The organism is Sorangium sp. So ce145 (assembly GCF_051525985.1).
Taxonomy (GTDB): Bacteria; Myxococcota_A; Polyangia; order Polyangiales; family Polyangiaceae; genus Sorangium; species Sorangium cellulosum_B.
Genome location: NZ_CP150315.1, coordinates 8,062,452 through 8,088,179, shown reverse-complemented (window position 1 = coordinate 8,088,179; position 25,728 = coordinate 8,062,452). Strand labels below are relative to the sequence as shown.

The 25,728-nt window shown below is 72.5% G+C and carries 20 protein-coding genes; 9 read left to right on the top strand and 11 right to left on the bottom strand.

Annotated features, from left to right (window positions below):
• Positions 1–65: 65 nt before the first annotated feature.
• The gene (locus tag WMF34_RS29810; protein ID WP_437989924.1) at positions 66–3,062 is read right to left on the bottom strand and encodes a carboxypeptidase regulatory-like domain-containing protein; all 2,997 of its coding nucleotides are present in this window, start codon (positions 3,060–3,062) and stop codon (positions 66–68) included.
• Positions 3,063–3,394: 332 nt separating this feature from the next.
• Between WMF34_RS29810 and WMF34_RS29805 the strand changes: the two genes are divergently transcribed.
• Together WMF34_RS29805 and WMF34_RS29800 are read left to right on the top strand one after the other, a co-directional pair.
• A complete protein-coding gene (locus tag WMF34_RS29805; protein WP_012238419.1) occupies positions 3,395–4,822 on the top strand; it encodes a sigma-54-dependent transcriptional regulator in 1,428 nt (475 codons plus the stop codon).
• A complete protein-coding gene (locus WMF34_RS29800) occupies positions 4,819–5,826 on the top strand; it encodes an ABC transporter ATP-binding protein (protein ID WP_437989923.1) in 1,008 nt (335 codons plus the stop codon). Before WMF34_RS29805 ends, WMF34_RS29800 begins: the two co-directional genes overlap by 4 nt.
• Positions 5,827–6,031: 205 nt before the next feature.
• On the opposite strand, the gene glmM is transcribed toward WMF34_RS29800, so the two are convergent.
• From glmM to WMF34_RS29770, 6 genes are all read right to left on the bottom strand, one after another.
• Positions 6,032–7,474 (bottom strand): phosphoglucosamine mutase, encoded by a 1,443-nt coding sequence (glmM, locus tag WMF34_RS29795; protein ID WP_012238417.1) that lies wholly within the window; start codon positions 7,472–7,474, stop codon positions 6,032–6,034.
• A gap of 304 nt (positions 7,475–7,778) precedes the next feature.
• A complete protein-coding gene (locus tag WMF34_RS29790) occupies positions 7,779–8,831 on the bottom strand; it encodes an SDR family NAD(P)-dependent oxidoreductase (protein WP_012238416.1) in 1,053 nt (350 codons plus the stop codon).
• Positions 8,832–8,916: 85 nt separating this feature from the next.
• Positions 8,917–10,239 carry a bifunctional folylpolyglutamate synthase/dihydrofolate synthase gene (locus tag WMF34_RS29785; RefSeq protein ID WP_437989922.1) on the bottom strand — a complete coding sequence of 441 codons (1,323 nt, stop codon included), beginning with the start codon at positions 10,237–10,239 and terminating at the stop codon, positions 8,917–8,919.
• The gene (gene accD / locus WMF34_RS29780) at positions 10,236–11,093 is read right to left on the bottom strand and encodes an acetyl-CoA carboxylase, carboxyltransferase subunit beta (protein ID WP_012238414.1); all 858 of its coding nucleotides are present in this window, start codon (positions 11,091–11,093) and stop codon (positions 10,236–10,238) included. The genes WMF34_RS29785 and accD overlap by 4 nt, the downstream gene beginning before the upstream one ends.
• A 10-nt stretch (positions 11,094–11,103) precedes the next feature.
• Positions 11,104–11,769 (bottom strand): CoA transferase subunit B, encoded by a 666-nt coding sequence (locus WMF34_RS29775; RefSeq protein ID WP_012238413.1) that lies wholly within the window; start codon positions 11,767–11,769, stop codon positions 11,104–11,106.
• Between the two features lie 23 nt (positions 11,770–11,792).
• Entirely contained in the window at positions 11,793–12,551 is a 759-nt protein-coding gene (locus WMF34_RS29770) for a CoA transferase subunit A (protein WP_437989921.1), read from the bottom strand.
• Between the two features lie 340 nt (positions 12,552–12,891).
• Between WMF34_RS29770 and WMF34_RS29765 the strand changes: the two genes are divergently transcribed.
• Together WMF34_RS29765 and WMF34_RS29760 are read left to right on the top strand one after the other, a co-directional pair.
• Complete coding sequence (locus WMF34_RS29765; protein ID WP_437989920.1) at positions 12,892–14,235, top strand: penicillin-insensitive murein endopeptidase; 1,344 nt, start codon at positions 12,892–12,894, stop codon at positions 14,233–14,235.
• Positions 14,236–14,385: 150 nt separating this feature from the next.
• Entirely contained in the window at positions 14,386–15,012 is a 627-nt protein-coding gene (locus WMF34_RS29760; protein WP_437989919.1) for a hypothetical protein, read from the top strand.
• A 16-nt stretch (positions 15,013–15,028) separates the two neighbouring features.
• On the opposite strand, the gene WMF34_RS29755 is transcribed toward WMF34_RS29760, so the two are convergent.
• Entirely contained in the window at positions 15,029–16,204 is a 1,176-nt protein-coding gene (locus WMF34_RS29755; RefSeq protein ID WP_437989918.1) for a hypothetical protein, read from the bottom strand.
• A 42-nt stretch (positions 16,205–16,246) separates the two neighbouring features.
• Between WMF34_RS29755 and WMF34_RS29750 the strand changes: the two genes are divergently transcribed.
• Both WMF34_RS29750 and WMF34_RS29745 read left to right on the top strand, forming a co-directional pair.
• Positions 16,247–19,108: an ATP-binding protein gene (locus WMF34_RS29750; protein ID WP_437989917.1), complete on the top strand. Its 2,862-nt coding sequence runs from the start codon at positions 16,247–16,249 to the stop codon at positions 19,106–19,108.
• A 65-nt stretch (positions 19,109–19,173) separates the two neighbouring features.
• Complete coding sequence (locus WMF34_RS29745) at positions 19,174–19,662, top strand: acyl-CoA thioesterase (RefSeq protein WP_012238407.1); 489 nt, start codon at positions 19,174–19,176, stop codon at positions 19,660–19,662.
• A 16-nt stretch (positions 19,663–19,678) separates the two neighbouring features.
• On the opposite strand, the gene WMF34_RS29740 is transcribed toward WMF34_RS29745, so the two are convergent.
• The 3 genes from WMF34_RS29740 to WMF34_RS29730 form a co-directional block, all read right to left on the bottom strand.
• Complete coding sequence (locus WMF34_RS29740) at positions 19,679–20,416, bottom strand: M15 family metallopeptidase (protein ID WP_437989916.1); 738 nt, start codon at positions 20,414–20,416, stop codon at positions 19,679–19,681.
• A 188-nt stretch (positions 20,417–20,604) separates the two neighbouring features.
• Positions 20,605–21,000 (bottom strand): VOC family protein, encoded by a 396-nt coding sequence (locus WMF34_RS29735; RefSeq protein WP_012238405.1) that lies wholly within the window; start codon positions 20,998–21,000, stop codon positions 20,605–20,607.
• Between the two features lie 39 nt (positions 21,001–21,039).
• Entirely contained in the window at positions 21,040–21,324 is a 285-nt protein-coding gene (locus tag WMF34_RS29730) for a hypothetical protein (RefSeq protein ID WP_437989915.1), read from the bottom strand.
• Positions 21,325–21,999: 675 nt separating this feature from the next.
• On the opposite strand from WMF34_RS29730, the gene WMF34_RS29725 reads away from it, so the two are divergent.
• The 3 genes from WMF34_RS29725 to WMF34_RS29715 all read left to right on the top strand — a co-directional run bounded on the left by WMF34_RS29725 (position 22,000) and on the right by WMF34_RS29715 (position 25,728).
• Positions 22,000–22,584, top strand: a complete 585-nt coding sequence (locus WMF34_RS29725) for a DUF2378 family protein (protein WP_231864307.1) — start codon at positions 22,000–22,002, stop codon at positions 22,582–22,584.
• Between the two features lie 821 nt (positions 22,585–23,405).
• Positions 23,406–23,852: a gamma-glutamylcyclotransferase family protein gene (locus WMF34_RS29720; RefSeq protein ID WP_012238403.1), complete on the top strand. Its 447-nt coding sequence runs from the start codon at positions 23,406–23,408 to the stop codon at positions 23,850–23,852.
• 115 nt (positions 23,853–23,967) lie between these two features.
• Positions 23,968–25,728, top strand: coding sequence for a sensor histidine kinase (locus WMF34_RS29715; RefSeq protein ID WP_012238402.1), 1,761 nt, complete (start codon positions 23,968–23,970; stop codon positions 25,726–25,728).

Below are 25,728 nucleotides of genomic sequence, written 5' to 3'. Positions count from 1 at the left end.
CCCGGCGCCGACAAGCGACGGCGAGGCGCGGCCGGATGCGGGGCCCGCCCGGCGGCGGACCAGGCTCACTTCTCCACGATGATGAACTGAACGCGCCTGTTCTTGGCCTTGTTTGCGGGCGTGACGTTCGGCGCGACGGGGCGATCCTGTCCATAGCCCTTCGCGAGCAGCCGCGAGCCGTCCACGCCGGCCCGGATCAGCCAGGCGCGCACCGCGTTCGCCCGGGCCTCGCTGAGCGTCTGGTTGTGCTCACGCCCGCCCGTGTTGTCGGTGTGCCCCTGGATCTCGACCTTGCGGATGTTCGGATTCCGCTGGAGCACGTCCGCGATCTCCTCCATCAGCGCGTTCGAGTCGCCGAGGATCTTCGCCGAGTCGGTCTCGAAGTGGATCTGCCGCGAGATCTTGATCTCGTTGCCCAGCACCTTCACGAGCGAGATCTTCGGCCGCTTGTTCACGGTGAGGGCGGCGCGCGTGTCCTCGCTCGTCCGGACGTCGGCCTGGTTGACGTGGTTCATGTAGCCCTGCGCCTCGACCTTGAGCGTCACCGCGCCGGCCGGCAGGTCGGGGAAACGGAAGGCGCCGCTGCCGTCGGCCGTCGCCGTCTGCTCGCGGCCCGCGGCGTCGACCAGCCGGATCGTCGCGCCAGCGACCGCGTCCCCGCTCTCCGCGTCCTTCACCGTCCCGACGATGTTGCCCGTCTTGGGCAGCGCCTCGAGGGAGCAGTCGACGTCCACGAACGTCGGCCCCTGCGGCTGTGCCGGGCTCGGCGCAGCGCCAGGCCCTCCCGGCTGCGGACCGAAAGGCCCAGGCTGCGGGCCGAAGGGCCCAGGCTGTCCCGGTTGTGGACCGAAGGCGCCGGGCTGCCCGGGCTGCGGACCGAAAGGCCCAGGCTGTCCGGGTTGCGGACCGAAGGCGCCGGGCTGCCCGGGCTGCGGGCCGAAGGGCCCAGGCTGTCCGGGTTGCGGACCGAAGGCGCCGGGCTGCCCGGGCTGCGGGCCGAAGGGCCCAGGCCCTCCCGGCTGCGGACCGAAGGCGCCGGGCTGCCCAGGCTGCGGTCCGAAAGGCCCAGGCCCTCCCGGCTGCGGACCGAAGGCGCCGGGCTGCCCCGGCTGCGGACCGAAGGGCCCAGGCTGTCCGAGTTGCGGACCGAAGGCGCCGGGCTGCCCAGGCGCTGCCCCGCCAGGGAGGATCGTCGCCTGGCAGGTGCCAGGCTTGTACCCGTTCGCCCGGATGTTGAAGGTGTACGTCCCCGGATCGAGGTGCCGTGTGAGGAAGCGGCCGTCCGGCCCTGTCGCGTACGGCGGCTGAGCCGCGCCCTCGATCGTCACGATGGCGTCCGCCACCGCCGCGTCGGGCTTGTTCTGCTCGTGCACGAAGCCGCGCGCGAAGGTCTGCGGCGCCGGCACGAGCTGCGGCGGCTCCTTGATGATCTGCGGCGCGGGGGCCGGCGGCGGCTCCTTCTGCTTCGTATCGTACGCATAGCCAATCCCGAGATAGAGCGTCCACGGCGCCTGAGGCGCGACCTCCTCGATGAACACGGAGGTCGCCGACAGGCCGAGGTCGAACGCCGCGTGTCCGGAGAGCCCGCGGAACGCCTTCTCGAACGGCGTCACCCGCACGCCGAGCGACAGCCGCGACGGCGCCGCGGCGTAACCCGGTCCGCCCTGGTTCTGCGGGTCAGGAGACGCGAAGTCGTCGAGCCCGAGGCAGACGTCGCCGCGCGACACGGTCTTCGTGTGGCACTCGTAACCCTGCCGGTTCACCGGGATGTCGAGGGTGTACTCGAGGTAAGGCTGCACCTTCGGCAGCGGCACCTCGACGCCGAGGTGGGTCTGGAAGAAGTCGACGCGGTTGATGCCTAGCCCGAACCGCTCGACCCGCGAGATCGGCTGCCGCTCGCGATCGTCCGTGAACGCCTTCGCGCGCGCCTTCTCGACCTCCTCCACGAGGACGCCGGAGTTGTCGAGCTTGTAGCCGAGGTTCACGTTCACCCGCAGCGGGAACCCCTTGCCTTGCGGCTTGCGCAGATCGAGCGACGCGAGCCCGCGGAAGACCGCGCTCGTGCCGCCGCCGGCGAGGCCGACTTCGCCGGTCCCGTTGAGCAGGAGCAGCTGCGCCTCGCCGCCGAAGGAGAACGGCTTGCCGATCTTCGTGGGGGTGAACGCCTTCACGCCGAACGTCGTGTCGCCGAGCACCTGCAGCAGCCGCGGACGACCCTGGTCGTTCGCGTTCGCGAACGTGCGGATCGACGCGTACCCCTCGAGGAAGGGCAGGGGGGTCGCGTTCAGCGCGAAGAACGCTCCGACGTGGCTCGCCGAGTCCTCCTTCGCGTCAGGACCGCACGTGATCGGGTGACCGGCGAGCGTCGACTCCGCCGGATCACAGAGGAAGCCGCTCGTGGAGAACCAGTCGAGCAGGAACGACACCCGGAAGGTGCCCGGCGCGCCCGAGCCCGCGTACGACGTCCTGAGGAGGCCAGTCGAGCCCCACAGGTTCGGCTGCGCGGTGAGGGAGAGCGCCCGCTCCTCCTCGTCCCACGCGGTGGATGTCGGCGCCTTCGCGCTGGCCTGGAGGCCCTGATCACCGACCGACGCCTGCGCGCCGAAAGAGACGCTCCCGTCCGGCGGCGGTTGGCCCGGCTGCGGCCCGAACTGCGGCGGAGCGTCGCCCGGAAAGCCCGGCTGCGGCCCGAACTGCGGCGGAGCGTCGCCCGGAAAGCCCGGCTGAGGCCCGAAGGGGCCGGGCTGACCGGGCTGAGGCCCGAAGGGGCCGGGCTGGCCGGGCTGCGGCCCGAAGGGGCCGGGCTGCGGCCCGAAGGGGCCGGGCTGCGCGGGAGGTTGCTCGGGCCCGAAAGCGCCGGGCGGCTGCGCGGGCTGGCCTGGAATCGGCTGAGGTCCGAAAGGCGGCTGCGCGGGCTGGCCTGGAATTGGCTGAGGTCCGAAGGGCGGCTGCGGCTGCTGCGCCTCGGCAGCGCCCGCGAGCGTGAGCGAGCCGACGAGCGGCAGCGCCGTGAGCGCAGCGCGCCGGGGCCTGTCGGCAAACACCTTCCGAAGCGTATGCATCGAGCCTCACCCGCGAAGTCGAACAAGGAAACGCCCGCCAATCGGGACGGTGGAGACCTCGCGCGCGGCCCGTTGTATCACTCTGGGCGGCGCGTGAAACAGCGGTTTTCGCTGGCAGCAGCTCCGCGACAGGCGCGCCGCACGGCTCGATAAGTACGGCACACCGCGCGGTGGTGCCGAGCCGTCCGGCCTTCTCTGCGCGAGGCACGGCGCCGCGCCGGCGCCTCGGTCGCAAACGTGCTCGACCGGAGCGCCCGCGGTCCCCGCCGCCGCTCGGCCGGGCCGAGCAGCCGTCCAATTCCGCGGACGCGCATGCTAGGAAAGCCATCACCATGGCATCCCGCGGGCGCATCCTGATCGTCGACGACGAGGCCAACGCGCGCGCGGCGCTCTCGGAGATCCTCCGCGAGGAGGGGTACACGACCGAGACCGCGGCCGACGGCTTCAAGGCGCTCGGCAAGCTCGAGGAGTTCGCGCCCGACGTGGTCCTGACCGATCTGAAGATGCCTGGGCTCGACGGCATCCGGATGATGGAGAAGGCGCAGCTCGCGCTGCCGGACGCGACCTTCGTCGTGATGACGGCGTTCGGCACCATCTCGAGCGCGGTCGAGGCGGTGAAGAAGGGCGCGTACAACTACCTGACGAAGCCGCTCGATTTCTCGGTGCTCGCTGTCGTGGTCGAGCGCGCGGTGGAGCGGGCGCGGCTCCTCCAGGAGAACTCGCGGCTGCGCGAGCGGCTGCGCGAGCGCAACGCGTTCGGGCACGTGATCGCGAGCCACCCGAGCATGGCGAAGGTCCTCCGGCTGGTCGAGCAGGTGGCGCCGAGCCGCGCGAGCGTGCTGATCGTGGGCGAGACGGGCACGGGCAAGGAGCTCATCGCCGAGATGATCCACCGCGCCAGCCCGCGGGCGAAGGCGCCGCTCGTCCGGCTGAACTGCGCCGCGCTGAGCGAGTCGCTCCTCGAGAGCGAGCTGTTCGGCCACGAGCGCGGCGCCTTCACCGGCGCCGTCGGACGCCGCGAGGGCCGCTTCGAGCAGGCGAGCGGCGGCACCCTGTTCCTGGACGAGGTGAGCGAGATCCCGCTGGCCACGCAGGTGAAGCTCCTGCGCTTCCTGCAGGAGCGGACGTTCGAGCGGGTGGGCGGCAACGAGACGCTCAAGGTCGACGTGCGGATCCTCGCCGCGTCGAACCGCGATCTGCGCCAGCGCATCGCCGAGGGGGTGTTCCGCGAGGACCTCTATTACCGGCTCAACGTCGTCACCCTGGAGATCCCGCCGCTCCGCGAGCGCCGGAGCGACATCCCCGAGCTCGCGACGTTCTTCCTCGGCCGCTATGCGCAGGAGAACGGCAAGCGCATCGAGGGCTTCACCGACGAGGCGCTGTCGGCGCTGACGTCCTACTCGTTCCCCGGCAACGTGCGCGAGCTGGAGAACGCGATCGAGCGGGCGGCGGTGCTCTGCGACGGCGCGCGCATCGAGCTCCGGCACCTGCCGGCGCAGATGTCGTCCGAGCCGGCCGAGTCCGTCGACGCGATGCCGCGCGTCCCCGGGAGCACCATCTACGACCTGGAGCGCTACGCGATCCTGCGCACGCTCGAGGCGTGCAAGGGCTCGACCTCGAAGGCGGCGACGATCCTGGGGATCAGCCCGCGCAAGATCCAGTACAAGCTGCACGAGTACAGCGCGGCCAACGCGCGCGGCCGGGCGCGGCCGGGAGACGGCGCGCCCGGCGAGAGCCCCGAGGGGGAGGAGGGCGCATGAGCAACGCAGCCGAGCGCATCGTCGAGCCGGGCGACCACGGTGCCGCGCCGGCCAGCTCCGTCGAGGAAGGGGCGCCGGAGGGCGAGCTGCTGATCGACGTCCGCGGCCTCCTGAAGACGTTCCGGGTGGGTTTCTTGCGCCGGAGGGCGGTCGAGGCGGTCAAGGGGGTGAGCTTCGGCGTACGGCGCGGCGAGATCTTCGGCTTCCTCGGGCCGAACGGGGCCGGCAAGACGACGACGATCAAGATGCTGACGGGCCTCATCGCCCCGACCGGCGGCGAGGCGTACCTGTTCGGCGCGCGTGTGCCGTCGCCCGAGGCGCGCCGGAAGATCGGCTTTCTGCCGGAGAACCCGTATGTCTACCCCTACCTCACCCCGCGCGAGTTCGTGGAGCTCTGCGGCCGCCTCTCCGGGATGCGCGGCGCAGCGCTGCGCAGGCGGGCGATGGAGGTGCTCGATCAGGTGAAGATCGCGTACGCGGCGGATCGGCAGGTGCGCCGGCTGTCGAAGGGCATGCTGCAGCGCACGGGGCTGGCGGCCGCGCTGGTCGCCGATCCGGAGATGCTGATCCTCGACGAGCCGATGAGCGGCCTCGATCCGGTCGGCCGCAAGGAGGTGCGCGATCTCATCTTCGCGGAGCGCGACCAGGGCCGGACGATCTTCTTCTCGACGCACATCCTGAGCGACGTCGAGGCGATGTGCGATCGCGTGGCGATCCTGCGCGAGGGCCAGGTGGTGGTGAGCGGCGCGATCCGCCAGCTGCTGCGGGGCGACGTGCTGCGCACCGAGGTCACGCTGGCGGGCGCGAGCGAAGGCCTCCTCGCCGATCTCGTCGCGAAGGGCTTCGCGACCACGCGCCGGGGCGACGTCGTGGTGGTCGACGTGGAGGGCGAGGCGCGCGTGCGCGAGGCGCTGCGGGCGTCGCTCGCGGCGGGCGCGCAGGTCGTCGAGGTCGCGCCGCGCCGCGAGACGCTAGAAGATCTCTTCATGCGCCGCGCCCTGTAGCCGGGGCGCCTGTCCCCAAGACAGCGGTAGGCCTCCGGAGAGGGTGTCCTCTGCGCGGGGTGGGGGATGGGCCGATGTTTGAGGCGCACAGAGGGGTCATCCGGCGTCGCCGGATGACCCCTCTGTGCGCCGAGTTCGGCGGGGCCCCCACCCCGCGCAGAGGACACCCTCTCCGGGGGCCGGGCAGCCCTGGCTACACCCCCAACTACGCCGACGCCCCAGCCACGTCCTGCTTGGCCGCCTCGATGATCTCGAGCGCGTACGCCCCGATGGTCGAAGCGTCCTCGCCCTCGACCATGACGCGGAGCTTCGGCTCCGTCCCGCTCCAGCGCACGAGGATGCGCCCCTTGTCGCCCAGCGTCTTCTCGATGCGATCCACGGTGACCCGCGTCCGCTGCATGCTGTCGAGCGGCAGCCGCGTCGCGAACGTCGCGTTCTCCAGGACCTGCGGCACCCGCTGCATCGCCTTCGAGGCGAGCTCGCTCAGCGGCTTATCCTCCTCCATCATGATGGCGAGCACCTGCAGCGCCGCCACGATGCCGTCGCCCGTCGTCGCGTGGTCCAGGAAGATGAGGTGCCCCGACTGCTCGCCGCCGAACGAGTAGCCCCCGTTCCGCATCGCCTCGACGACGTAGCGATCCCCGACCGCCGTGCGGACGACGTGCCCGCTCTGGGCCTTGAGCGCCCGCTCGAGCCCGAGGTTCGACATCACCGTCGTCACGATCGTGTTCCGCGGCAGCTTGCCGGTGCGCAGCATCCGGAGCGCGCAGAGCGCCATGATCGCGTCGCCGTCCACGACCTCGCCGCGCTCGTCGACCATGATCACCCGGTCCGCGTCGCCGTCGAGCGCGATGCCGATGGCCGCGCCGCGCTTGAGCACCTCGGCCTTCACGTGCTCCGGGTGCAGGGCGCCGGTCTCGCGGTTGATGTTGCGGCCGTTCGGCTTCACGCCGAGCGCCGTCACGTTCGCGCCGAGCTCGGTGAACACCGAGGGGGCCACGCGGTACGCCGCCCCGTGCGCCGCGTCGACGACGATCTTCACGCCGTCGAGCGAGAGCGCCGTGGGGAACGTGTTCTTGCAGAACACGACGTACCGCCCGCGCGCGTCGTCGAGCTTCACCGCGCTGCCGATCGCCGCCCCGACCACCCGCGCCTCGTCGAGCTCGTGGCTCTCCATCAGCCGCTCGATCTCCTCCTCCGCGGTGTCGGGCAGCTTGTAGCCGTCGGGCCCGAAGATCTTGATGCCGTTGTCCTGATACGGGTTATGGCTCGCGCTGATCACGACCCCGGCGTCGGCCCGCATGCTCTGCGTGAGCTGAGCGACCGCCGGCGTGGGGATCGGCCCGCTCAGCATCACGCGCCCGCCCATGGCGCACACGCCGGACGCGATCGCGGTCTCGAGCATGTAGCCGGACAGGCGCGTGTCCTTCCCGATCACCACCCGCACCTGCCGCGACTTCCCGTGGCTCGCGACGAACGCGATCGCGCGCCCGAGCCGCAGCGCCATCTCGGGGGTCATCGGCGGCTGGTTCGCCACGCCGCGCACCCCGTCGGTGCCGAAGAGCTTGCGGCCTGCGGCCTGCTTCTGCGGTTCGCCCGTCGCCGACGGAGCGCCCTCCCTAGGATCCTTCTTGGTGTGCTTCGGCACGGTCCCTCTCTGTGGTGTGGGGCTGAGGAGACCACCCTTAGCAACCTTTGCCAAGACGGCCTACGGCCAATCGCCGCCGCGGCGACATTGGCGCGGCCTACATCGCGCGGCTTTGTGGCGTGGCCGCTATCGTGCCGTGTCTGCGCCGTTTTGCAGCGCGGTGGCGACCGCGCCGTGTTTACAGCGCGGTCGCTACTGCGCTTTGTTTACAGCGCGGTCGCTATCGCGCCGCTTTTGCAGCGCGGTCGCTATCGCGCCGCTTTTGCAGCGCGGTCGCTATCGCGCCGCTTTTGCAGCGCGGTCGCTATCGCGCCGCTGCCGGCGGCGCCTCGTTGTTGCGCCGAGCTGCCTCGTTGCTCAGGCGCAGCAAGACCGACCCCTGCGCCGGCGTGCGCAGGTCTCGGCCCTTCGTCGTGCCCTCGCCGCCGCCCGGCGGCGGAAGGAGCGCGTTGATGAGGCCCATCAGCCTCACCGTCGCCTGCGGCGCGATGCCGTGCGCCCAGCTCAGCAGGTGCGACGACAGCCCGAGCTTCACCTCGGTGCGCCCCTCGCGCGCCGCCGCCACCACCCGCCGCGCCGCGCGCCGCGCGTCGATCGTCGCGATCGGGAGCGACGAGGCCAGGCCGAACCAGCCGAACTCGTGCTGCGGGCTGCCGCCGAACGCGGCGTTGTAGATCGACCCCGTGCGCATCGGACCCGGGATCACCGTCGTGACGCGCGGGCCCCTCGCGCCGCCGTGCGTGAGCTCCGCCTGCATGCTCTCCGAGAAGCCCATCATCGCGAACTTCGACGCGTTGTACCCGAGCAGGTGCGGCACGGCGACGCGCCCGCCGATGGACACCACGTTCACGATGCGCGCCGCGCGCCCATGCCGCCTCAGGTGCGGCAGCGCGCGCAGCGTCGCGTGGACCGCGCTCCAGAAGTTCGAGCGCATCGCCTCGTCGAGCTCCTCCACCCGGAGGTCCTGCATGGGCGCCACCTGGATCACGCCGGCGTTGTTGACGAGCACGTCGATGCGGCCGAACGCCCTCGCCACGCCGTCGATGAACGCCTCGGCCGCGGCGCGGTCGCCGAGATCGCACGCCGCCGCGTGCACCTCGACGCCGAGCGCCTGCAGCCGCTGCTCCGCCCGGTAGAGCGCCTCCGCGTCGCGGCCGGCGATCGCCACCCGGGCGCCGTGCCGGCCGAACTCCTCGGCCAGCAGCAACCCCAGGCCGCGAGAGCCGCCCGTGATGACCACGACCCGGCCGCGCAGATCGAGCTGCCGCAGGGCGCGGAACGCCGTCCGCGCGAGCGCGGCCGCCACGAGGGCCGCCGCAGAGAAGAGCACCGGAGAACGCCGCTTCCTGAACGCCATGCCGCGGAGGGCGGCATCGCGCGTGCCACCCGCCGCGCCCCGGCGGGCAGCGACGCGCCTACACAGCGCGCCGCTCGCGCCCGCTTCAGAGCGTGACGACCGGATCCGCCACGATGCCGAGCAGCGCCGAGCGCACCTCGCCGACCAGGTAGATCGAGCCGGCCACGACCACGAGCCCGCCCGGCGCGGCGGCCTCGATCGCGCGCGCCACCGCGGCGCGCGGATCGCCGATCGCCTCGCCCGGCGCGACCCCGCGCAGCGCATCGAGCGGCGCGGCCGCGCGGCCCTTCGGCGTCACATAGAGCCGGCGGCGCGCTCGGGGCGCGAGCACCTGTAGCATTTCGCCCCACCCCTTGTCGGCCATCGCCCCGAACACGAGCGTTGTGAGCGCCGCCCCCGGACCCTCCTCGTCGAGCCACGCCGCGAGCGCCTGCGCGCCGTGCGGGTTGTGCGCACAGTCGAGCAGGACACGGGCGCCGCCCGCGTCGATCCGCTCCAGGCGACCGGGCCAGCGGGCCGCGGCGAGCCCACCCGCGAGCGCCCGCTCGACCTCGGGCCACCGCCCGGCGAGCTGCCACGCGACGCCGCACGCCACGCCCGCGTTCTCGGCCTGGTGCGCGCCGCGGAGGCCGAGCTCCACCTCGATCTCGCGGCGCCCCGGCCCGGCGACGCGCGCCGCGCCCGCCCCGCGCCCGCCGCGCCCCACCGTGATCTCGCCCGCGCGCCCGCCGCGCTCCGCCGGCGCGACGCGGAGGCGAGGCCCGGCGCCGATCGCCTGCGCAGCCGCCTCGATCGCGGCGTCGGCCTCCGGATCGAGGGGGCCGAGCACCGCGGGCGCGCCCGCCTTGAGGATGCCCGCCTTCTCCCGGGCGATGTCCGCCAGCGTCGGGCCGAGCACGGCCTGGTGGTCGAGCGCGATCGACGTGATCGCCGTGCAGAGCGGCGCCGAGATCACGTTCGTCGCGTCGAGCCGCCCGCCGAGGCCCACCTCGAGGATCGCGAGGTCGACGTCCGCCTCGCGGAAGGCCACGAACGCGGCGACCGTCAGCGCCTCGAAGAACGTGAGCGGCGAGGGGACACGCTCGAGCGCGGCGGCGAGCGCGCGCTCGAGCGCCGCGTCGCCGATCATCTCTCCCCCGACGCGGATGCGCTCGGCGAAGCGGGACAGGTGCGGCGACGTGTACAGGCCGGTCCGGAGCCCGGCCTCGCGCGCGATCGACTCGACCATCGCGCACACGCTGCCCTTGCCGTTCGTGCCGGCGACGTGCACCGCCGGGAGGGCTTCGTGGGGATCGCCGAGCGCGGAGAGCGCCTCGCGGACCCGGCCGAGCCCGAGCTCCATCCCCCGCGGCGCCCGCTGCCCGAGCGCCTCGAGCAGCGCGGGCAGCCGCGGCGCCGCCGAGGTCATCGCCGCGCCCGGCGGCCGGCCGTGAGGTGCTGGAGCAGCGTCCCGATGTACGCCTTCATCTCGGGGCGCGGGACGATGGCGTCGACCATCCCATGGTCGAGCAGGAACTCGGAGCGCTGGAAGCCCGCCGGCAGCGTCTGCCGGATCGTGTTCTCGATGACCCGCGGGCCGGCGAAGCCGATGAGCGCCTTGGGCTCGGCGATGTTCGCGTCGCCCAGGAAGGCGAAGCTCGCCGCGACGCCGCCCGTCGTCGGGTGGAGCAGCACCGACAGGAATGGCAGCCGCGCCTTGCGGTACCGCTCGAGCGCGGACACGCTCTTCGCCATCTGCATCAGCGAGAGGATGCCCTCCTGCATCCGCGCGCCGCCCGACGCCTGGAGGAGCACCACCGGGAGCTCCTCGCGCGTCGCGCGCTCGAACAGGCGGGTGATCTTCTCGCCGACGACCGAGCCCATGCTCCCGCCCATGAAGGCGAAGACGAACGCGCCGTAGGCGATGTCGCGGCCGCCCAGCCTGCCGCGGCCGATCTCGATCGCCTCCTTCGCGCGGCCCTTCTTGTGGAGCGCCGCGACGCGGTCCCGGTAGCTCTTGCCGTCGCTGAACCGGAGCGGGTCGTTCGGGACGAGGTGCTCGTCCCACGCGGCGAGCTCGCCGTCGTCGAGCAGGAGCCTCCGCCACCCGTCGGCGTCGAGCTTGTGGTGGTGGCCGCACTGCGAGCACACCTCGAAGGTGCGCGCGAGCTCGGCGGCGTCGTGCGTGTGCGAGCAGCCGTCGCAGCGACGGAACACGCCCGCTCCCAGCGAGCGCTTCTCGCTCGCGTCGGTCGTCGGCAGGGTCTTTTCAGGCCAGGTCATCGGCGAGCCCTCAGGCGCTCCGCAGGTCCATCTCGTTCACGTCGGAGGGGACCCGGAGCGTTGGTTGTGTCTTCTCCTGCACCTCGCGGGCGCTCACGCCGGGCGCGAGCTCGCGCAGCACGAGCCCCTCGGGCGTCACATCGAGCACGGCGAGATCGGTGATGATCCGGTGGACGACGCCCCGCCCGGTGAGGGGCAGCGCGCACTCGTTCAGGATCTTCGGAGCGCCGTTCTTCGCCGCGTGATCCATGATCACGACGACGCGCTTCGCGCTCACCACGAGATCCATCGCCCCGCCCATCCCCTTCACCATCTTGCCGGGGATCATCCAGTTGGCGAGATCGCCCTTCTCGGAGACCTCCATGGCCCCGAGGATCGCGAGGTCGATGTGGCCGCCCCGGATCTGCGCGAACGACTCGGCGCTCGAGAAGATCGCGGAGCCGGCGAGCATCGTCACGGTCTCCTTGCCGGCGTTGATGAGATCCGGGTCCTCCGCGCCCTCGATCGGGTAGGGGCCGATGCCGAGCAGCCCGTTCTCGCTCTGGAGCACCACCTCGATCCCCGCGGGGATGTAGTTGGCGACGAGCGTCGGCATCCCGATGCCGAGGTTGACGTAGTAGCCGTCCTTGAGCTCCAGCGCGGCGCGCTGCGCGATCTGTTCCCGCGTGAGTCCCATCGTGTCCCCTGTCCCCGCGCCGCCTAGGCGGCCGGCGCCTTGCGCACCGTCCGCCGCTCGATCCGCTTCTCGAAGCGCTCGCCCTGGAAGATCCGGTGCACGAAGATCCCGGGCGTGTGGATGTGGTCCGGGTCGAGCGAGCCGACGTCGACGAGCTCCTCCACCTCGGCGATCGTGACCTTCGCGGCCATCGCCATCATCGGGTTGAAGTTCATGGCGGTGTGGCGGTAGACGAGGTTGCCGAACCGGTCGCCCTTCCAGGCCTTCACGAGCGCGTAGTCGCCGCGGATGGCGGGCTCGAGCACGTAGTCGCGGCCGTCGAACTGGCGCACTTCCTTCTTCTCGGAGTACCTCTTCACCGCGCCGTCCGGGCCATAGAGCACGGGCAGCCCGCCCTCGCTGATGGCCGTGCCCGCCCCGGTCGGGGTGTAGAACGCGGGGATCCCGGCGCCTCCGGCGCGGATGCGCTCGGCCAGCGTGCCCTGCGGCGTGAGCTCGACCTCGAGCTCACCGCTCAGGTACTGGCGCTCGAACTCCTTGTTCTCGCCGACGTACGACGAGATCATCTTCCGGATCTGCCGGTTCTGAAGGAGGATCCCGAGGCCGAAGGCGTCGACTCCGCAGTTGTTGGACACGACCACGAGATCCTTCGTGCCGAGCTGCCGGAGCGCCGCGATGCAGTTCTCCGGAATGCCGCAGAGGCCGAAGCCGCCCGCGAGGACCGTGGCGCCGCCAGGGATGTCCCTCACGGCGTCCAGCGCGCTCTTGTAGACCTTGTCCATGGCCGACCGAGAGGTAGCCCAACTGGCCGCGAGGCAAAAGCCTCCGCTGCCGCCGCGACATGCCGTGGCGCCGGCGCCGCAGCGCGGCACAGGGGCCGGGCGGCGCCGGCCGCGGCGCGGCGTCACGAGGTGATCCGCGCATCTCGGCCGCGCTTCCGGCGGGCGACGGGAACCTCGCGTGTGTCCGGGGTGCATGCGGCGCTCGTCGCTTCCGCCAGCGCTCGTTCACCGTACATGCCAGCGCACATTCGGCGCAGGTCTCGGGAGCGGCCCTCGGAGGGCGCGGCCAGGCGGCGCCGGCTTCTTGGCCCGGCCCGTCGAAACCCCGTAACGCACCGGTGTGCCTCGACCGCTCTCCGTGCTGTTCACGATCCTGGCGCTCTCCCTGTCCGGCTCCCAGACGGCCGCCGCGGCGCCGGATGCGCCGGCGCGCTCGCACGCGCGCCCCGCCGCGGAAGCAAAACCGCGGGACGCCGCTGCCGCAGCCAAGGCGCGCGGGGCGACGAAGCGCGCGCCGCGCGCGCGGCTCGCGAAGGACGACAGCAAGGGCCACCGGCCCCGCGCCGGCGACGCGGGCCCGCGATCGTCCGGGCCGGCCAGGGAGAAGGCCGCGCCCCAGGCGCCCGCCTCGTCGGTCGGCCATCCCAACGAAGGGCGCCTCGAGGGCGGCGTGCGGCTCGACACCTCGCGCAAGGATATCCGCGTCGTGCCCGCCTATGCCGGCGCCGACGTCCGCTGGGGGCTACCGGCGCTCGTCGGCATGATCGAGCGCTCGGCGCGCGGCGTGGCCAAGCGCTTCCCGGGCGCCGTGCTCGACGTCGGCGACCTGTCGCGCCAGCGCGGCGGCGAGGTCCACCGCCACAACTCCCACGAGAGCGGCCGCGACGTCGACCTCGGCTTCTACGCGCTCGACGCGCGCGGCAAGCAGGTCCACGCGCCGATCTTCCTCCGGTTCGACGCCCGGCTCGCCTCGACGAACGTGCCCGGGGCGCGCTTCGACCTGCCGCGCAACTGGCTGCTCGTCCAGCACCTTCTCACCGATCCTCGCGCCCGCGTGAGCCACATCTTCATCTCCGATCCGCTCCGGTCCGCGCTGATCGCGCACGCCAAGCGGATCGGCGTCTCCCGCGCGCTGATCGTCCGCGCGCAGCTCGCGATGATGCAGCCCACGGGCGCCGAGTCGCACGACGACCACATGCACGTGCGCATCTCCTGCCCCGCGGCCATGCGCGGCAGCTGCATCGAGCTCGCGAAGAACGCCCCCTCCCGCGCCCGCGCGCGCACGGCGGCGAGGAAGACGGACAGGGCGCTCCGGACGCCGTCACCGTCGGCGCGCGCGACGCCGTCACCGTCCGCGCGCGCCGAGGCCGCGCGCCCGCCGAAGGCCGCCGCGGCGCCCGCGCCGGAGCGGCCCCGCGCCGGCCGGCGCGACCCAGCGCAGCCCCCGCGCCGCGACGACAAGCGACCTGAACGGGAAGCGCGCCGCGCCGCCCCGCACGCCGCCGCGGACGCCGAGGCGCTGCCGCTCGCCGCCACGCGCGCGGCGGCGCAGCAGCCCATGGGCGGCCTCGATCTGTCGTTCCTGCGTCCCGCAGCGTCCGAGGCGGAGATCGAGGCAGATTCGGACGGCGCCGACGCGAGCGGCGCGCTCGACGACAGCGGAGCGCTCAAGATCACGGACTGAGATCCGCCGCGCGCCGTTCACTACAAAAGCGGCAAAGAGCCGCTAACGCGACGCATGGCAGGAAGTTCCGCAATCTCCGACCGGGGCGCCATCGCGCCTGGACCCCGAGAGAAGACCTCGGGCAGACTGGGGCGGAGCAAAGGGGTGTTCATGCCGCAAGAGGACTCCCACACCTCGATTCCCACGCTGCCGTCCGCGGCATCGCTCGTCGCCGGCGATCACGAGCGCCGCGCGCTGCTCGCGGCGCTCACGTTCGTCGGCAGGCCTCCCCGGAGCGCGGCGGCGCTCGCGATCTGGTTCGAGAAGCACCTCGTGGCAGCCGGGAGGATGCAGCGACCGGGCTACGTGACCGAGGGCTTCTCCAAGCAGGTGGCGCTCGGCCCTCAGGCCCCGGCGGCCCCGGATGCGTCCGAGATCGAGCAGCTCGTCGACGCGGCGCGGCTCCGGGTGCTCGCCTCGCTTCGCGCCTTCATGCCGCCCGCCGCGGACGATCGCTTCCTCGCGGCGGCCATCGACAGCGGGCGCGTGCGCCGCGCCGGAGGCCTCGGGCCGTGGGAGCCGTGCCCGCGCGAGGAAGACCTGCTCAGCGACATCGTCCTCAGCCTCTTCGCCGCGGACATCCTCAACTTCCGCGAGTTCCACGACGCCTATCTCTGCGTCTGCAAGACCTGCTTTCGCATCGACTTCGACCCGAGCCAGGCCGGTCGCACCGGCTGCCCCGAGCACGAGCCGACCGTCACGGTCAACGTGATGCGCCGCAGCCGGCCGTCGCTCTGACGCGTCGCCCTGAGGCTCAGAGGCAGCCGAGGCGGCACTTGGACGCCTGCTCCAGACAATCCGACAGGCAGCCCTGGTAACGCTGGTACTGCGTGCTCTGCGTGGGCTCTTTACCGCACTGCGTCGCCCTGCACGCCTGGTGTCGTCGCTCGCACGCCCCGACGCACCCGGCATTGCCGCCGGCGGGCGCAGGGCCGGTCGCGGCCGCCGCACGCGGCCCCGCCCCAGGAGACGCCGGCAGCGCGCCCGGCGCCTGTGCGGCAGGCGGATCGCTCCGCTGCGCCGGCGCCGTCCGGTGCCCCGCCGAGACGGGCGACGGCCCGCAGCGCTCGAAGGCGCGGCGCATCACGTCCTCCGCCGAGCCGGGCGGGATCTCGCACGCCCGCGCCAGGCTCTCGATCCTGTGGTCGATCGCGGCGGCGGCCCGTGACGCGACCCCGTCCGGCCGCGCCGCTGGCGGTGGGGCGCCCTTCTGCGCGGCGCTCGCGGACGCGGCGCTCCCGCGCGCCGCGTCGTCGCCCGGCGCGCTCGACGCCCTGCCGATGAGGAAGGCCACGATGAGGCTGGCCGCCACGAGCCCCAGGGCGGCGAGCGCGAGCCGCGAGTCGATGCGGCGCGGCCCGCGCGGCGGCGCGCCGGCGCGCGGAGAGCCGGCCGGGAGCTGCGCCGGCCCCGCGGCGCCGGGCGGCCGCGCATTCGCGGGCTGCGGCCCGGTGACGTTCGGTGTCCGCGGGGTAGGCGAGATCGCCGGCGGCGCCAGCGTCGCGACCTCCAGGGGAGGTGATGGGGCCACCATCGGCGAGAGGTTCGGCAGCGGCGCCGGCCTGGGGATGTCGGTGTGCGCAGGTTCGCTCGACGCGGCGGACGGCACCGTCGGCGTGTCGGGCCACTCCACGAGCGGCCTCGCGGCGCGGAGGCGCTCGACGAGCGGCCCGAGCTCGCGCCGCTGCTCGAAGCGCCGGACGAGCTCGTACGCCGCTCCCTGGATCCCCCGCTCCCAGGGGATGTCCGGCACGCCGAGCTCCTCCGCGAAGCGGCGCAGCTCGGCCAGGCTGAAGCAAGCCGTGATGCGCCCGCGGATCTCCGCGGCGCTGCGCGCCGTGCTCACCGACGTTCCCGTGCCCTCGCCGTCCACGCCCGGCAGCTTACCGCACGCGCCACCGAAGCCGAACCTGGTATAGGCTCCGGACATCGTGTCCGGCGCTGCGGCACCCGGGGACGTGGAGGCCAGGAGATGAGCCGAGACGACAGTGCAATTGGCGCGGCGCCGCCCGCCCTCGCGCCGCTGATCGGGCGCGAGGCGGAGCTGTCGGCGCTGGCCCGCGCGCTCGACGCGGTGGAGCGGGAGCGCTCCACGCGGACGGTGACGCTCGTCGGCCCGCCGGGCATCGGCAAGAGCAGGCTCGTGCGCGAGTTCCTCGAGCGGCGGCGCCAGGGCTCCGCCGCGCTGCGCGTCACCTCGGGCAGCACCGGCGACATGGCGTCCGCGTACGGCGTCTTCACGCGGCTCCTGCGCGCCCGCTTCGGCCTCTCCGATGGCATGGACAAGGACGCGGCCCGCGCCGAGGTCCGCTCGCAGGTCGCGCACGTGATGGGCGACCGCAAGGTCGGCGACGTCATCTATTTCCTCGGCCAGTTCATCGGGCTCGCGTTCGGCGACAGCCCGCTCACCCGCGCGGTGCAGGACGATCCCGCGCAGGCCGACCTCATCCGCCGCGCCGTCCTGAAGGCGTTCCTCGAGGCGGACGCCGTCCACGGCCCCCTGTGCCTCATCTTCGAGGACCTCCACGCGGCCCACGACGACTCCCTCGCGCTCCTGCGCTACCTCATCGAGTACCTCACGGGCCCGGTCCTGATCGTCTGCGCCGCCCGCCCGGAGCTGCTCACCCGCCAGGACGACTGGGGCAAGGTCGGCGACCGGCGCCACGTGCTCCTGGAGCTCACCCCGCTCGGCGAGGCCGCCGCGGCCGAGATGGCGAGGGCGCTGCTCGCGCCCTGCGCGCCGCGGGGGAGCGACGATGTCGTCATCATCGACGTCGTCGACGGCCTCGACGGCGTCGACGCCAAGCGCGCCGAGCCGCAGTCCCAGCCGGGCGTGCCGTCGGAGCTCGTCGAGGCGGCCTGCTCCTTCGCGAACGGCAACCCGGCGCTGCTCGAGCAGATGGTCCGCATCTGCCACGAGCAGGGCGTGATCGAGGAGCTCTCGCCCGACTCCGCGGGCGGGCCGCGCTGGCGCGTGCACCTCGGGAAGCTGTCGACGGCGCGCCTGCCGATGACGGTCGAGGACGCCGTGAACGTCCGCCTCGCCGCGCTCGATCACGACGGCCGGCAGCTGCTCGAGCAGGCCGCGACGATCGGCCCGGTGTTCTGGAGCGGCGCGCTGTTCGTCCTCGGCAGGGCCGGCAGCCAGGCCCCCGACCTGTGGGGGGAGGAGCAGAGCGACAAGGATCTCGACCGGATCAACGCCGCGCTGCGCTCGCTGTGCGACCGCGGCTACCTGCGCAAGCAGAGCGAGTCGAGCTTCGCGGGCTCGGACGAGTACGTGTTCGTGCACGCCAAGGAGCGAGAGGCGCTCCAGAAGCGGATGAGCGCCGCGGCCCAGCGGCGGTACCACCACGCGATCGCCGAGTGGCTGGAGCAGCAGGTGGCGGTGCGCGCGAGCGAGGAGCTCCTCGCCGAGCTCGCGACGCACCGCGAGCGCATCGGCGACGCGGTCCGGGCGGGGCTCTCGCTGCTCGACGCCGGGGACGTGGCGCGCGGGCGCTACTCGAACGCGAAGGCGGCGGAGTACTATGCGCGCGGGCTCTCGCTGCTCGGCGACGCGCACGTCGCGCGGCGCATCGACGCGCTCCACGACTACGGCGACGTCCTCCAGCTCGCCGGGCGCATCGACGACGCGCTCGCCGCGTTCCGCGAGATGTTGACGCTCGCCTACCGGCTCGACAACCGGCGCAAGGGCGGGGCCGCGCACAACCGCATCGGGCGGCTCTACCGCGACAGCGGCTCGCTCGACGAGGCGGGCAAGCACCTCACGACCGCGCTCCGCCTCTTCGAGGGCGCGCGGGACGAGCGGGGGATCGCCTCGACGATCGACGACATCGGCAAGCTGCACTGGCTCCGGGGCGAGTACCAGGAGGCGCTGAAATGGCTGCGCGACGCGCTCGCCCGCCGCGAGCGGATGGGGGATCGCCGCTCGATCGCGCTGTCGCTGAACAACCTCGGCCTCGCCCTGCAGGACTCGGGCGAGTTCAAGCAGGCGCTCAACACGTTCGAGCGGTCGCTCGCGATCCGGCGCGAGATCTCGGACCTGCTCGGCGTCGTGATGAGCCTGAACAACCTCGGCATGATCGCGCAGGACCAGCGCGATCACCGCCACGCGCTCGAGCTCTTCGAGGAGGCGCTGGAGGTGGCGCGGCAGGTCGGCGATCGCAACCGGACGGCGCTGATCCTGACGAACATCGGCGGGACGCTCTACCGGAGCGGCGATCCCGACGAGGCGGTGCGCGTGCTGCAGCAGGCCGAGGAGCTCTGCGACGAGCTCGGCGACCGGCTCGGCCTGGCCGAGGCGCGGCGCGCCCTCGGGAAGGCCTACATGCTCCGGGGCGATCTGGAGAAGGCGCGCGACTCGATCAGCCGGGCGGTGGACCTGTTCGCCTCGGTCCGGAGCAAGGTGCACCTCGGCATCGCGCTCCGGACGCTCGGCGAGATCACGGCGGCGGGCGGCTGGGGCAGCGCGCACACGAAGAGCGCGCGCGCCTATTTCGCGCGCTCGGTGAGCATCTTCGAGGAGACGGGGAACGAGCTCGAGCTCGCGCGCACGTTCCAGGCCTACGCGCGGTTCCTGACGACCGATCGCAGCTTCGTGGCGAACATGGCGGCGCGGCGCGAGGCGGTGGCGATGAACGAGAAGGCCGAGGCGATCTTCGCGCGGCTGAAGGTCACGTCGGTGCGCCTGGAGGACGAGCCCACGCTCCCGACGGGCCCGCCGGGCCAGTCGGTCCCCACGAAGTCGTCGGTCAGCGCGAGCCCTGGCCGCTCGCCGGCCGCCGAAGAGCCGTCGTTCCCGAGCCCGGGCAGGGCCTCGACCTCCAGCTGAGGCCGGGCGACCCGGGCGGGCCGGCGTGCTCTGGCGCGGGGGGGCGCCCGTGATACGCATGCCGGGTGAAGGCCCCGCACGAGAAGCGCGTCTCCGAGTCGGTCACGACGATGACCGAGTACGTCCTGCCGACGCACACGAACGCGCTCGGCTCGATCTTCGGCGGGCAGGTGCTCGCGTGGATCGACCTGTGCGCTGCCATCTGCGCGCAGCGGCACACCGGCAGCGCGGTCGTCACCGCGGGCATCGACGACCTCTCGTTCGATCATGGGATCAAGGTCGGTCAGGTCGTCCGTCTGGCCGCGCGGGTGACGGCGACCTTCCGCACGTCGCTCGAGATCCTGGTGTCGGTCGAGGGGGAGGACGCGATGACGGGCGCCATCTGGCCCATGGTCACGGCCTTCGTGACGTTCGTGGCCGTCGACGCGTCGCTCAGGCCGACCTCGGTGCCGCCGATCCTCCTCGAGACGGACGACGATCGCCGCCTCGCCGAGGCCGCGGCGGAGCGGCGCGCGCGGCGGCTCTCGCGGCGCGGGGGCGGCCGCGGCGCGTGATCGTGATCGCCGCGCGCTACTTCTTCTTGAACCGGTCGGGATTCCCGAGGAACTCGAAGTGCATCGTGTCCTCGAGGTCGTCGTGGCCGAGCCAGTCGAAGCCGTAGCGCTCGAACGCCTTGATCCAGCAGCGGGACAGGGCCGTGCGCTCGTAGGCAGAGCGCTTCTTCTCCTGGCACAGCGGGCTCGTGGGCCACGGGTCGACGCAGCCGCAGCACGGGTTCCGGTCGGGATCGATGTCGATGGCGATGCCGAAGAGGTGGTTCGAGATCTCGGCGCCGCGGTAGCTGTTCGCCGTGCGGAACCCGCCGACCGCGCGCGGCGTGTAGCGGCGGGACTTGCGGGTGCACGTCGAGCGGATCCGCTTCTCGACGCAGTGGAGCGCGGGCGCGATCTTCTCGTGGACGGAGATCGGGAGGCCCATGAACTGCACGGTCGTCGCCTGGGAGTAGGCGCTCTCGGAGTTGTGGCGCCGCGTCTCCTCGGTCTCGACGTGGCCGTAGTGCTCGGCGAGGTAGCGGACCGCTTTGGCGTGCTTCTTCGGGTTGAGCATCCCCTTCTGGACGAAGGTGCGCCGCTTCAGGAACTTCTGCGGGCTCTGGACGCGGCACTCGTAGCTCTTCGCCTTCTTTCCGCGGGCCGGCTCCTTGGCCTCCGCGACGGGCCCGCCGCCGAGCCCCGAGGGGCCGGCCGCGAGCAGGGCGATCGCTGCTGCCACGAGCAGGTGCACCCGTGTCCGTCCGTTCGCGTTCACGGCCGGAGGTTAAGCAGGCCGCGTCAGGCGCGGCAAGGACTTGCCGTAAAAGCCTGTCAGGAGAAGCACCGTCAGGGGCACGAGCGCACTCTTGCGGCGGGCGGCGCGCCGCGTCGCTCGCGATCGTACGGTCGGTGTCGGCTCATGGGGTGAGCTGCGGCGAGCTCATGAGGTGAGCTGCGGTGAGCTCATGGAGAGGTCCAGGGAGAGCAGATCTCCACGAGGACGCCGTTCAGGTCGCGCACGTAGGAGACGCGCTGGCCCCACGGCTTGTCGTGGGGTTCCGACACGGGGGCTGCGCCGGCCTCCACGGCGCGCGCGAACGCCGCGTCGACGTCCTCGCTGGTGACGATGATCTCGAACCCGGCGGCGCGCTCGCCCGGCCTGTTCTTCGCGAGCTCCGGGAGGCCCTTCTGCGCGAAGTCCTCCTGCACGAACCCGAGCGGCACCCTGCCCTTCAGCTCGCAGTATTCGTTGCCGCTGGAGACGAAGCTGCGCTCGAAGCCGAACGCGCGCTCGTAGAACGCCGCGGCTTCCACCGCGTCGGGCACATAGACGATCACGCCACCCAGTCCTGTGTTCATGAGGTCCTCCTCGGGGGTCCTGCCCCACGCGCCGCCATCCTAGGGCGGCGCTGCTGACAGCGTCAGGTCAGCAGCCTCGCTCGATGGACGGCGCGAGCGAGGCGCGGAGCTCTCGCGCATGGCCCCCCTCACCACGCTTCGATCGATGTTCGATCGATGGCAGAGCACGACGCCTGGTCGAACCAGAGGCAGCCCACGCTCGACGCCGAAGTGCGGCTTCTGCGCGGCGAGGTGCGGCTTCTGCGCGGCGAGGTGCGGCTTCTGCACGCGTCCCACGTCCAGGTCGAGCGCGCGGGGAGCGCGCAGGTCCACCTCGTCGCCCACCCGATTCATCGTGGGCAGGCGCACGCGATGTCCGCCGCCGCTCGACGGTTCTTCGCGGCCGAGGAGCGTCCATGGCGAGAGCGGAGCTCTCCGCGAGCTCGGCGCTCCCGGTGCGTCAAGGCGAGCCACACGGCGCGTTGAGGCGAGTTTCGGGGCGTATCGATGCGAACCTCAAGGCACATCGAGGCGAGCCTCGAGGCATATTGACGCGGGCCTCACGGCGCGTTGACGCGGTGTTCCTTCGGCTCGGGACGCTGGCGGGTATGTGCCGCCGCAGACGCGCGGGCCGGCCTGAGCGGAGATGAACACCGTCCCGGTCGTCTCCGCGCGGTTGCACCGCTGAACCAGCGTTTCATCCATGCAAGGGAAATATGGCATGAACCCCGTGTTCACGCGGTGACTCGCTCAGGGAGCGGTCGGCATGGCCGTTGCTAGATGGTGCGAGATGGATCGTGTGCCCTTCGCTGCGGTGGTTGCCGCAAGCGGCCTTTGTGTTGAGTCTTTTTTTGCGGCGAGCTCCCTATGAAAGAGGTCCGCAGCGACCAGCGCCGGCAAGCGAACGAGACGCCTATCCCCAAGAGCGGTGTCATGCGCGCCGTGCCCCGAAGCGTCGCGCCGCCGAGCGCACCGTCCACAGAGGGGCTGCTTGTCGGGCCGAACGGAGCTTCGTTCGAGGTGCGTCCTTCCGATCCGCTCCTCGGCAACATCGACATCGACGCCGTGGTGGCGGGGGTCCCCGAGTCCTACGCGATGAAGGGGATGTTCTTCAACGCGCTGGCGGCGACGCTCGGGGAGCGTTTCGCGCAGGTGGTGTCGACGTTGTCGAGCCCGCCGAGGGGCGGGCTCTACCTGCCGTTCTCGGACTATCCGACGCGCGACTTCTTGCGCCTCTACGACGCGGCTGCGCGGCTCTCGCACCCGAACCGGAGCTCGCGGGAAGGGTACCGTCGCCTCGCACGGCAGCAGGTCGGGGCCTTCAGGGAAAGCGCGCTCGGAAGGATCACGATGCACCTCGCGACCGACCCGGGCGCCGCACTGATGCGCTACACGGGCAGCCTGGGCGCGCTCGTGAAGGGGCCGCTGGCCAGGGCGCGGCAGCTGGGGCCGTCGGAGGTGCAGATCGACATCAGCAGCCACCGCGGTACGCTGGAGTACCCGCTGGGGAACTTCGAGGCGCTCGTCATGGGGTACGGCGCCAAGCCGACCATCTCGGTCGAGGTGCGGGGGGCCGAGACGCTTCAGTTCCTGGTCAGCTGGTAGCCCGCGAGCTGGTCGCCCGCGCCGGCGGGAGGGTCCACGCGGCGGGGGCGGGCGGGCGCTCGGCCATCCGCCAAGACGGGGGCCGAGGCGCTTGCGCTGAGAACACCACCCGGCATGTCTCCCTTCGGGCCATGCCGGCTGGGACGTTATGGTGCGCGCCACACAAGGCGCGCCTGAGACGTGGAGCCCGCTGCAACCTTATGGCACCTCGGTCGGTGCTCGCCGCGCCCACCCGCCCCCGCCGCGTGGACCCTCCCGCCGGCGCTACGGGGGTAGGGGAGGGGGAGGGGGATCCGGTGGCGGAGGGGGGATCGACGTCGATGCGCGTCTTTCGAGCGCGCTCGCAGTAAGGCCGGTGCATCAGGGCGGGCAATTCAGGATCTATCGAATCGCGACGAGCGGAGTCGGCTTGCGGGCGTCTCGACGAAATCGGCGACCATAAAGATCATCGTTTCGACACGCGTTGATCGAGAATCGCTGTCGAGTGAGGTCGCCTCCCGAGAAGTGAATGCTCGGCTGGATGAAAGCCGCATTCGCGCCGGGCAGGAGATTATCGGGCTGCTGCGCAAAATTGCGCTCGGATGTTTGCGAGCGCGAGCGTCGAGCGAGCATGGGGCACTGTCGGCAGTGGTGGATGCACCTTGGAATTGGCGGGGCATCGACGAGAACCGCAGCTGTTTAGAGGTGCGTAGGTGCAAGTTTCCTCTGCGGCTACAGTTTTGCCACGGCTCGCCCGCGTCGCTCCGAGCAGCCTTGCGCTCGCGCCCTCGCTTTGCGAGCGTCGGAGCCGGGCCGCAGAGCCCATCCCGAGGACCACGCCAATGACGACCCATGAGATGGTGCTCTTCGTTTACGACAACCTCATGAAGGGCGAGGAGCAGCACGAATGGCTCGCGACAGCTCGCCCGCTCGGAGAGGCGACCACGACCCCCGAGTACGCGCTCGTCGATCTGGGCACGACCGGCGCTCTCGTCCAAGGCGGGCTCGTCGCCGTGACCGGCGAGCTCTACGCCATCGCGCCGGCCGCGCTCGCCGCGCTCGACGTCCACCGGGGACACCCGATCTTGCACCGGCGAGCCCCCATCCGCCTCGCCGGCGGGCAGGAAGCCCAGGCATACCTCCTCTCGATGGAGCAGGCGGCCGGGTGCCGGCGCGTCCGCGAGGGCGACTGGCGGAAGCGCCGCGGCGCGCCCGGCGCCGTGCGGGCCCGGGACAACAGCCCGCTCGTGAGCTGGGCAAAGCGCCGCTTCGACCCGCCCCCCCGATGAGAGCCACACACGCGAGCCTCCGCCCGCTCGGCCGCTCGGCTCGACCGGTACGTTACTCCGTCCGCTCGAGCGGCACCTCCGCCAGCAGGTGCTAGGCCAAGGCTTCGAGGGACGCGTGACGACGATCTCGGCGAACGACCAGCTCTCCGCCGCGAACGGCGAGCTCGCTCCCGCGGCCCAGCTGGCGGAGGCGGTCGTCGAGGCGTGCGCTGCGCTCGCCGGGAAGCTCGACCCGCAGCAGATCCACGACACCATCGTCCAGCAGGCGGTCCGGCTGCTCGGCGCGGAGATCGCGCTCCTCCACGGGGCGCGCTCGCCGGCCGAGCGGGCGCTCCACGTCCGCCTGCTCGCCTCTTCCGGCCTGCCCGGCGCGCTCGCCGGCGCGCTCGACGATCTCACGAGCACCCCGTCCCTCGTCCTGCGCGCCGCAGAGAGCTGCCGCATCGAACACACCGCGGCGGACGCGGCGGCGATCGAGCGCCTCTCCGACGTCCGCGCCATCGACGCCTGCCTGAGGCCGTGCTGGGTGCTGGCCGCACCCCTGCTCGGCGCCGGGCGGCCGCTGGGCGTCCTCACCTGCGCCTTCGGCGAACGCAGCCCGCCCCCGCACGAGCTCATCCCGCGCGTCCAGGCGCTCGGCGCCGTCTTCGCCCTCGCCCTCGGTTCCGTCGAGCGCGAGGACCACCAACGAACCGAGCTCCACCACCGCGGGCTCGACGACGCCGGCGGCGCGAGCTCGCCGGCGCAGCAGCGCGCCGAGGCCCTCCTCCGGGACGCCCAGACCGCGCGCCGGGAGGCAGAGGACCGGCTCGCGGCGGAGCAGCAGTGGCTGCGCAGCATCATCGAGGACTTCCCCGTTGCCATCGCCGTCTTCGATGAGCGCGGACGACACTCGCTCGTCGCTAGCCGCCGCTGCGAGCAGCTCTGCGCCGGCCCTCACCCCCTCACGGCGTTCGGGGCCGCCCAGTACGCGCGCCTGTGCGAGCCGACCGGACGGCCGCTCTCGCACCACGAGATGCCCCTCGTCCGCGCGGCGCGCGGCGAGGGGACGATCTGCGCCGAGCTGTATCTCCAGCGGGCCGACGGGAGCACCATCCCCGTCGTGGTGAGCGCAGGCCCCGTCCGCGACGACCAGGGGGGGATCCTCGGGGCCATCGCCAGCTACGAAGACGTCACCCATTTCATGGAGCGCGAGCGGCTCCGCGAGGAATGGCTCTCCATCGTGGCGCACGATCTCAAGCAGCCGCTCACCGCGATCGCCGCGTGCGCGGGCATGCTGTCGCGCCGATCCGAAGACGCCGGAATCCAGGCGTGGAGCGGGAAGATCGTCGCCAGCGTCCAGCGGCTCGAGCGGATGACCGAGGACCTGCTCGACGCCTCCAAGCTCGAAGCGCGGCGCTTCTCCCTCGAGCGGCGGCCGACCGATCTGCGCGCCCTCCTCCACGCCGCCGTCGAGCTCGCAGCCGCGGAGCGGCCGGAGCGCGCCGTCGTGCTCGCCGCCGACGAGGACGTGCCGCCCGTCCACGCGGACGCGGCGCGCATGGACCAGGTGCTCGGAAACCTCCTCCTCAACGCCGCCAAGTACGGCGACCCCGACGCGCCGATCCGCGTGACGCTCTCTCTCCGCGACGCCGAGCTCGAGGTCGCCATCGAGAACCGCGGGCCCGGGATCTCCCCGGACGAGCTGCCGAGGCTGTTCCAGCGCTTCCAGCGGCTCTCGTCGGATCCAGCCAGGAGCCGCCCGCCCGGCACGGGCCTCGGGCTCTACATCTGCAAGGGCATCGTCGAGGCGCACGGAGGCAGGATCTGGGCGCAGAGCCAGCTGGACGAGACGACGTCCTTCCACTTCACGCTCCCGCTCTCGCGCGGCGGCTGA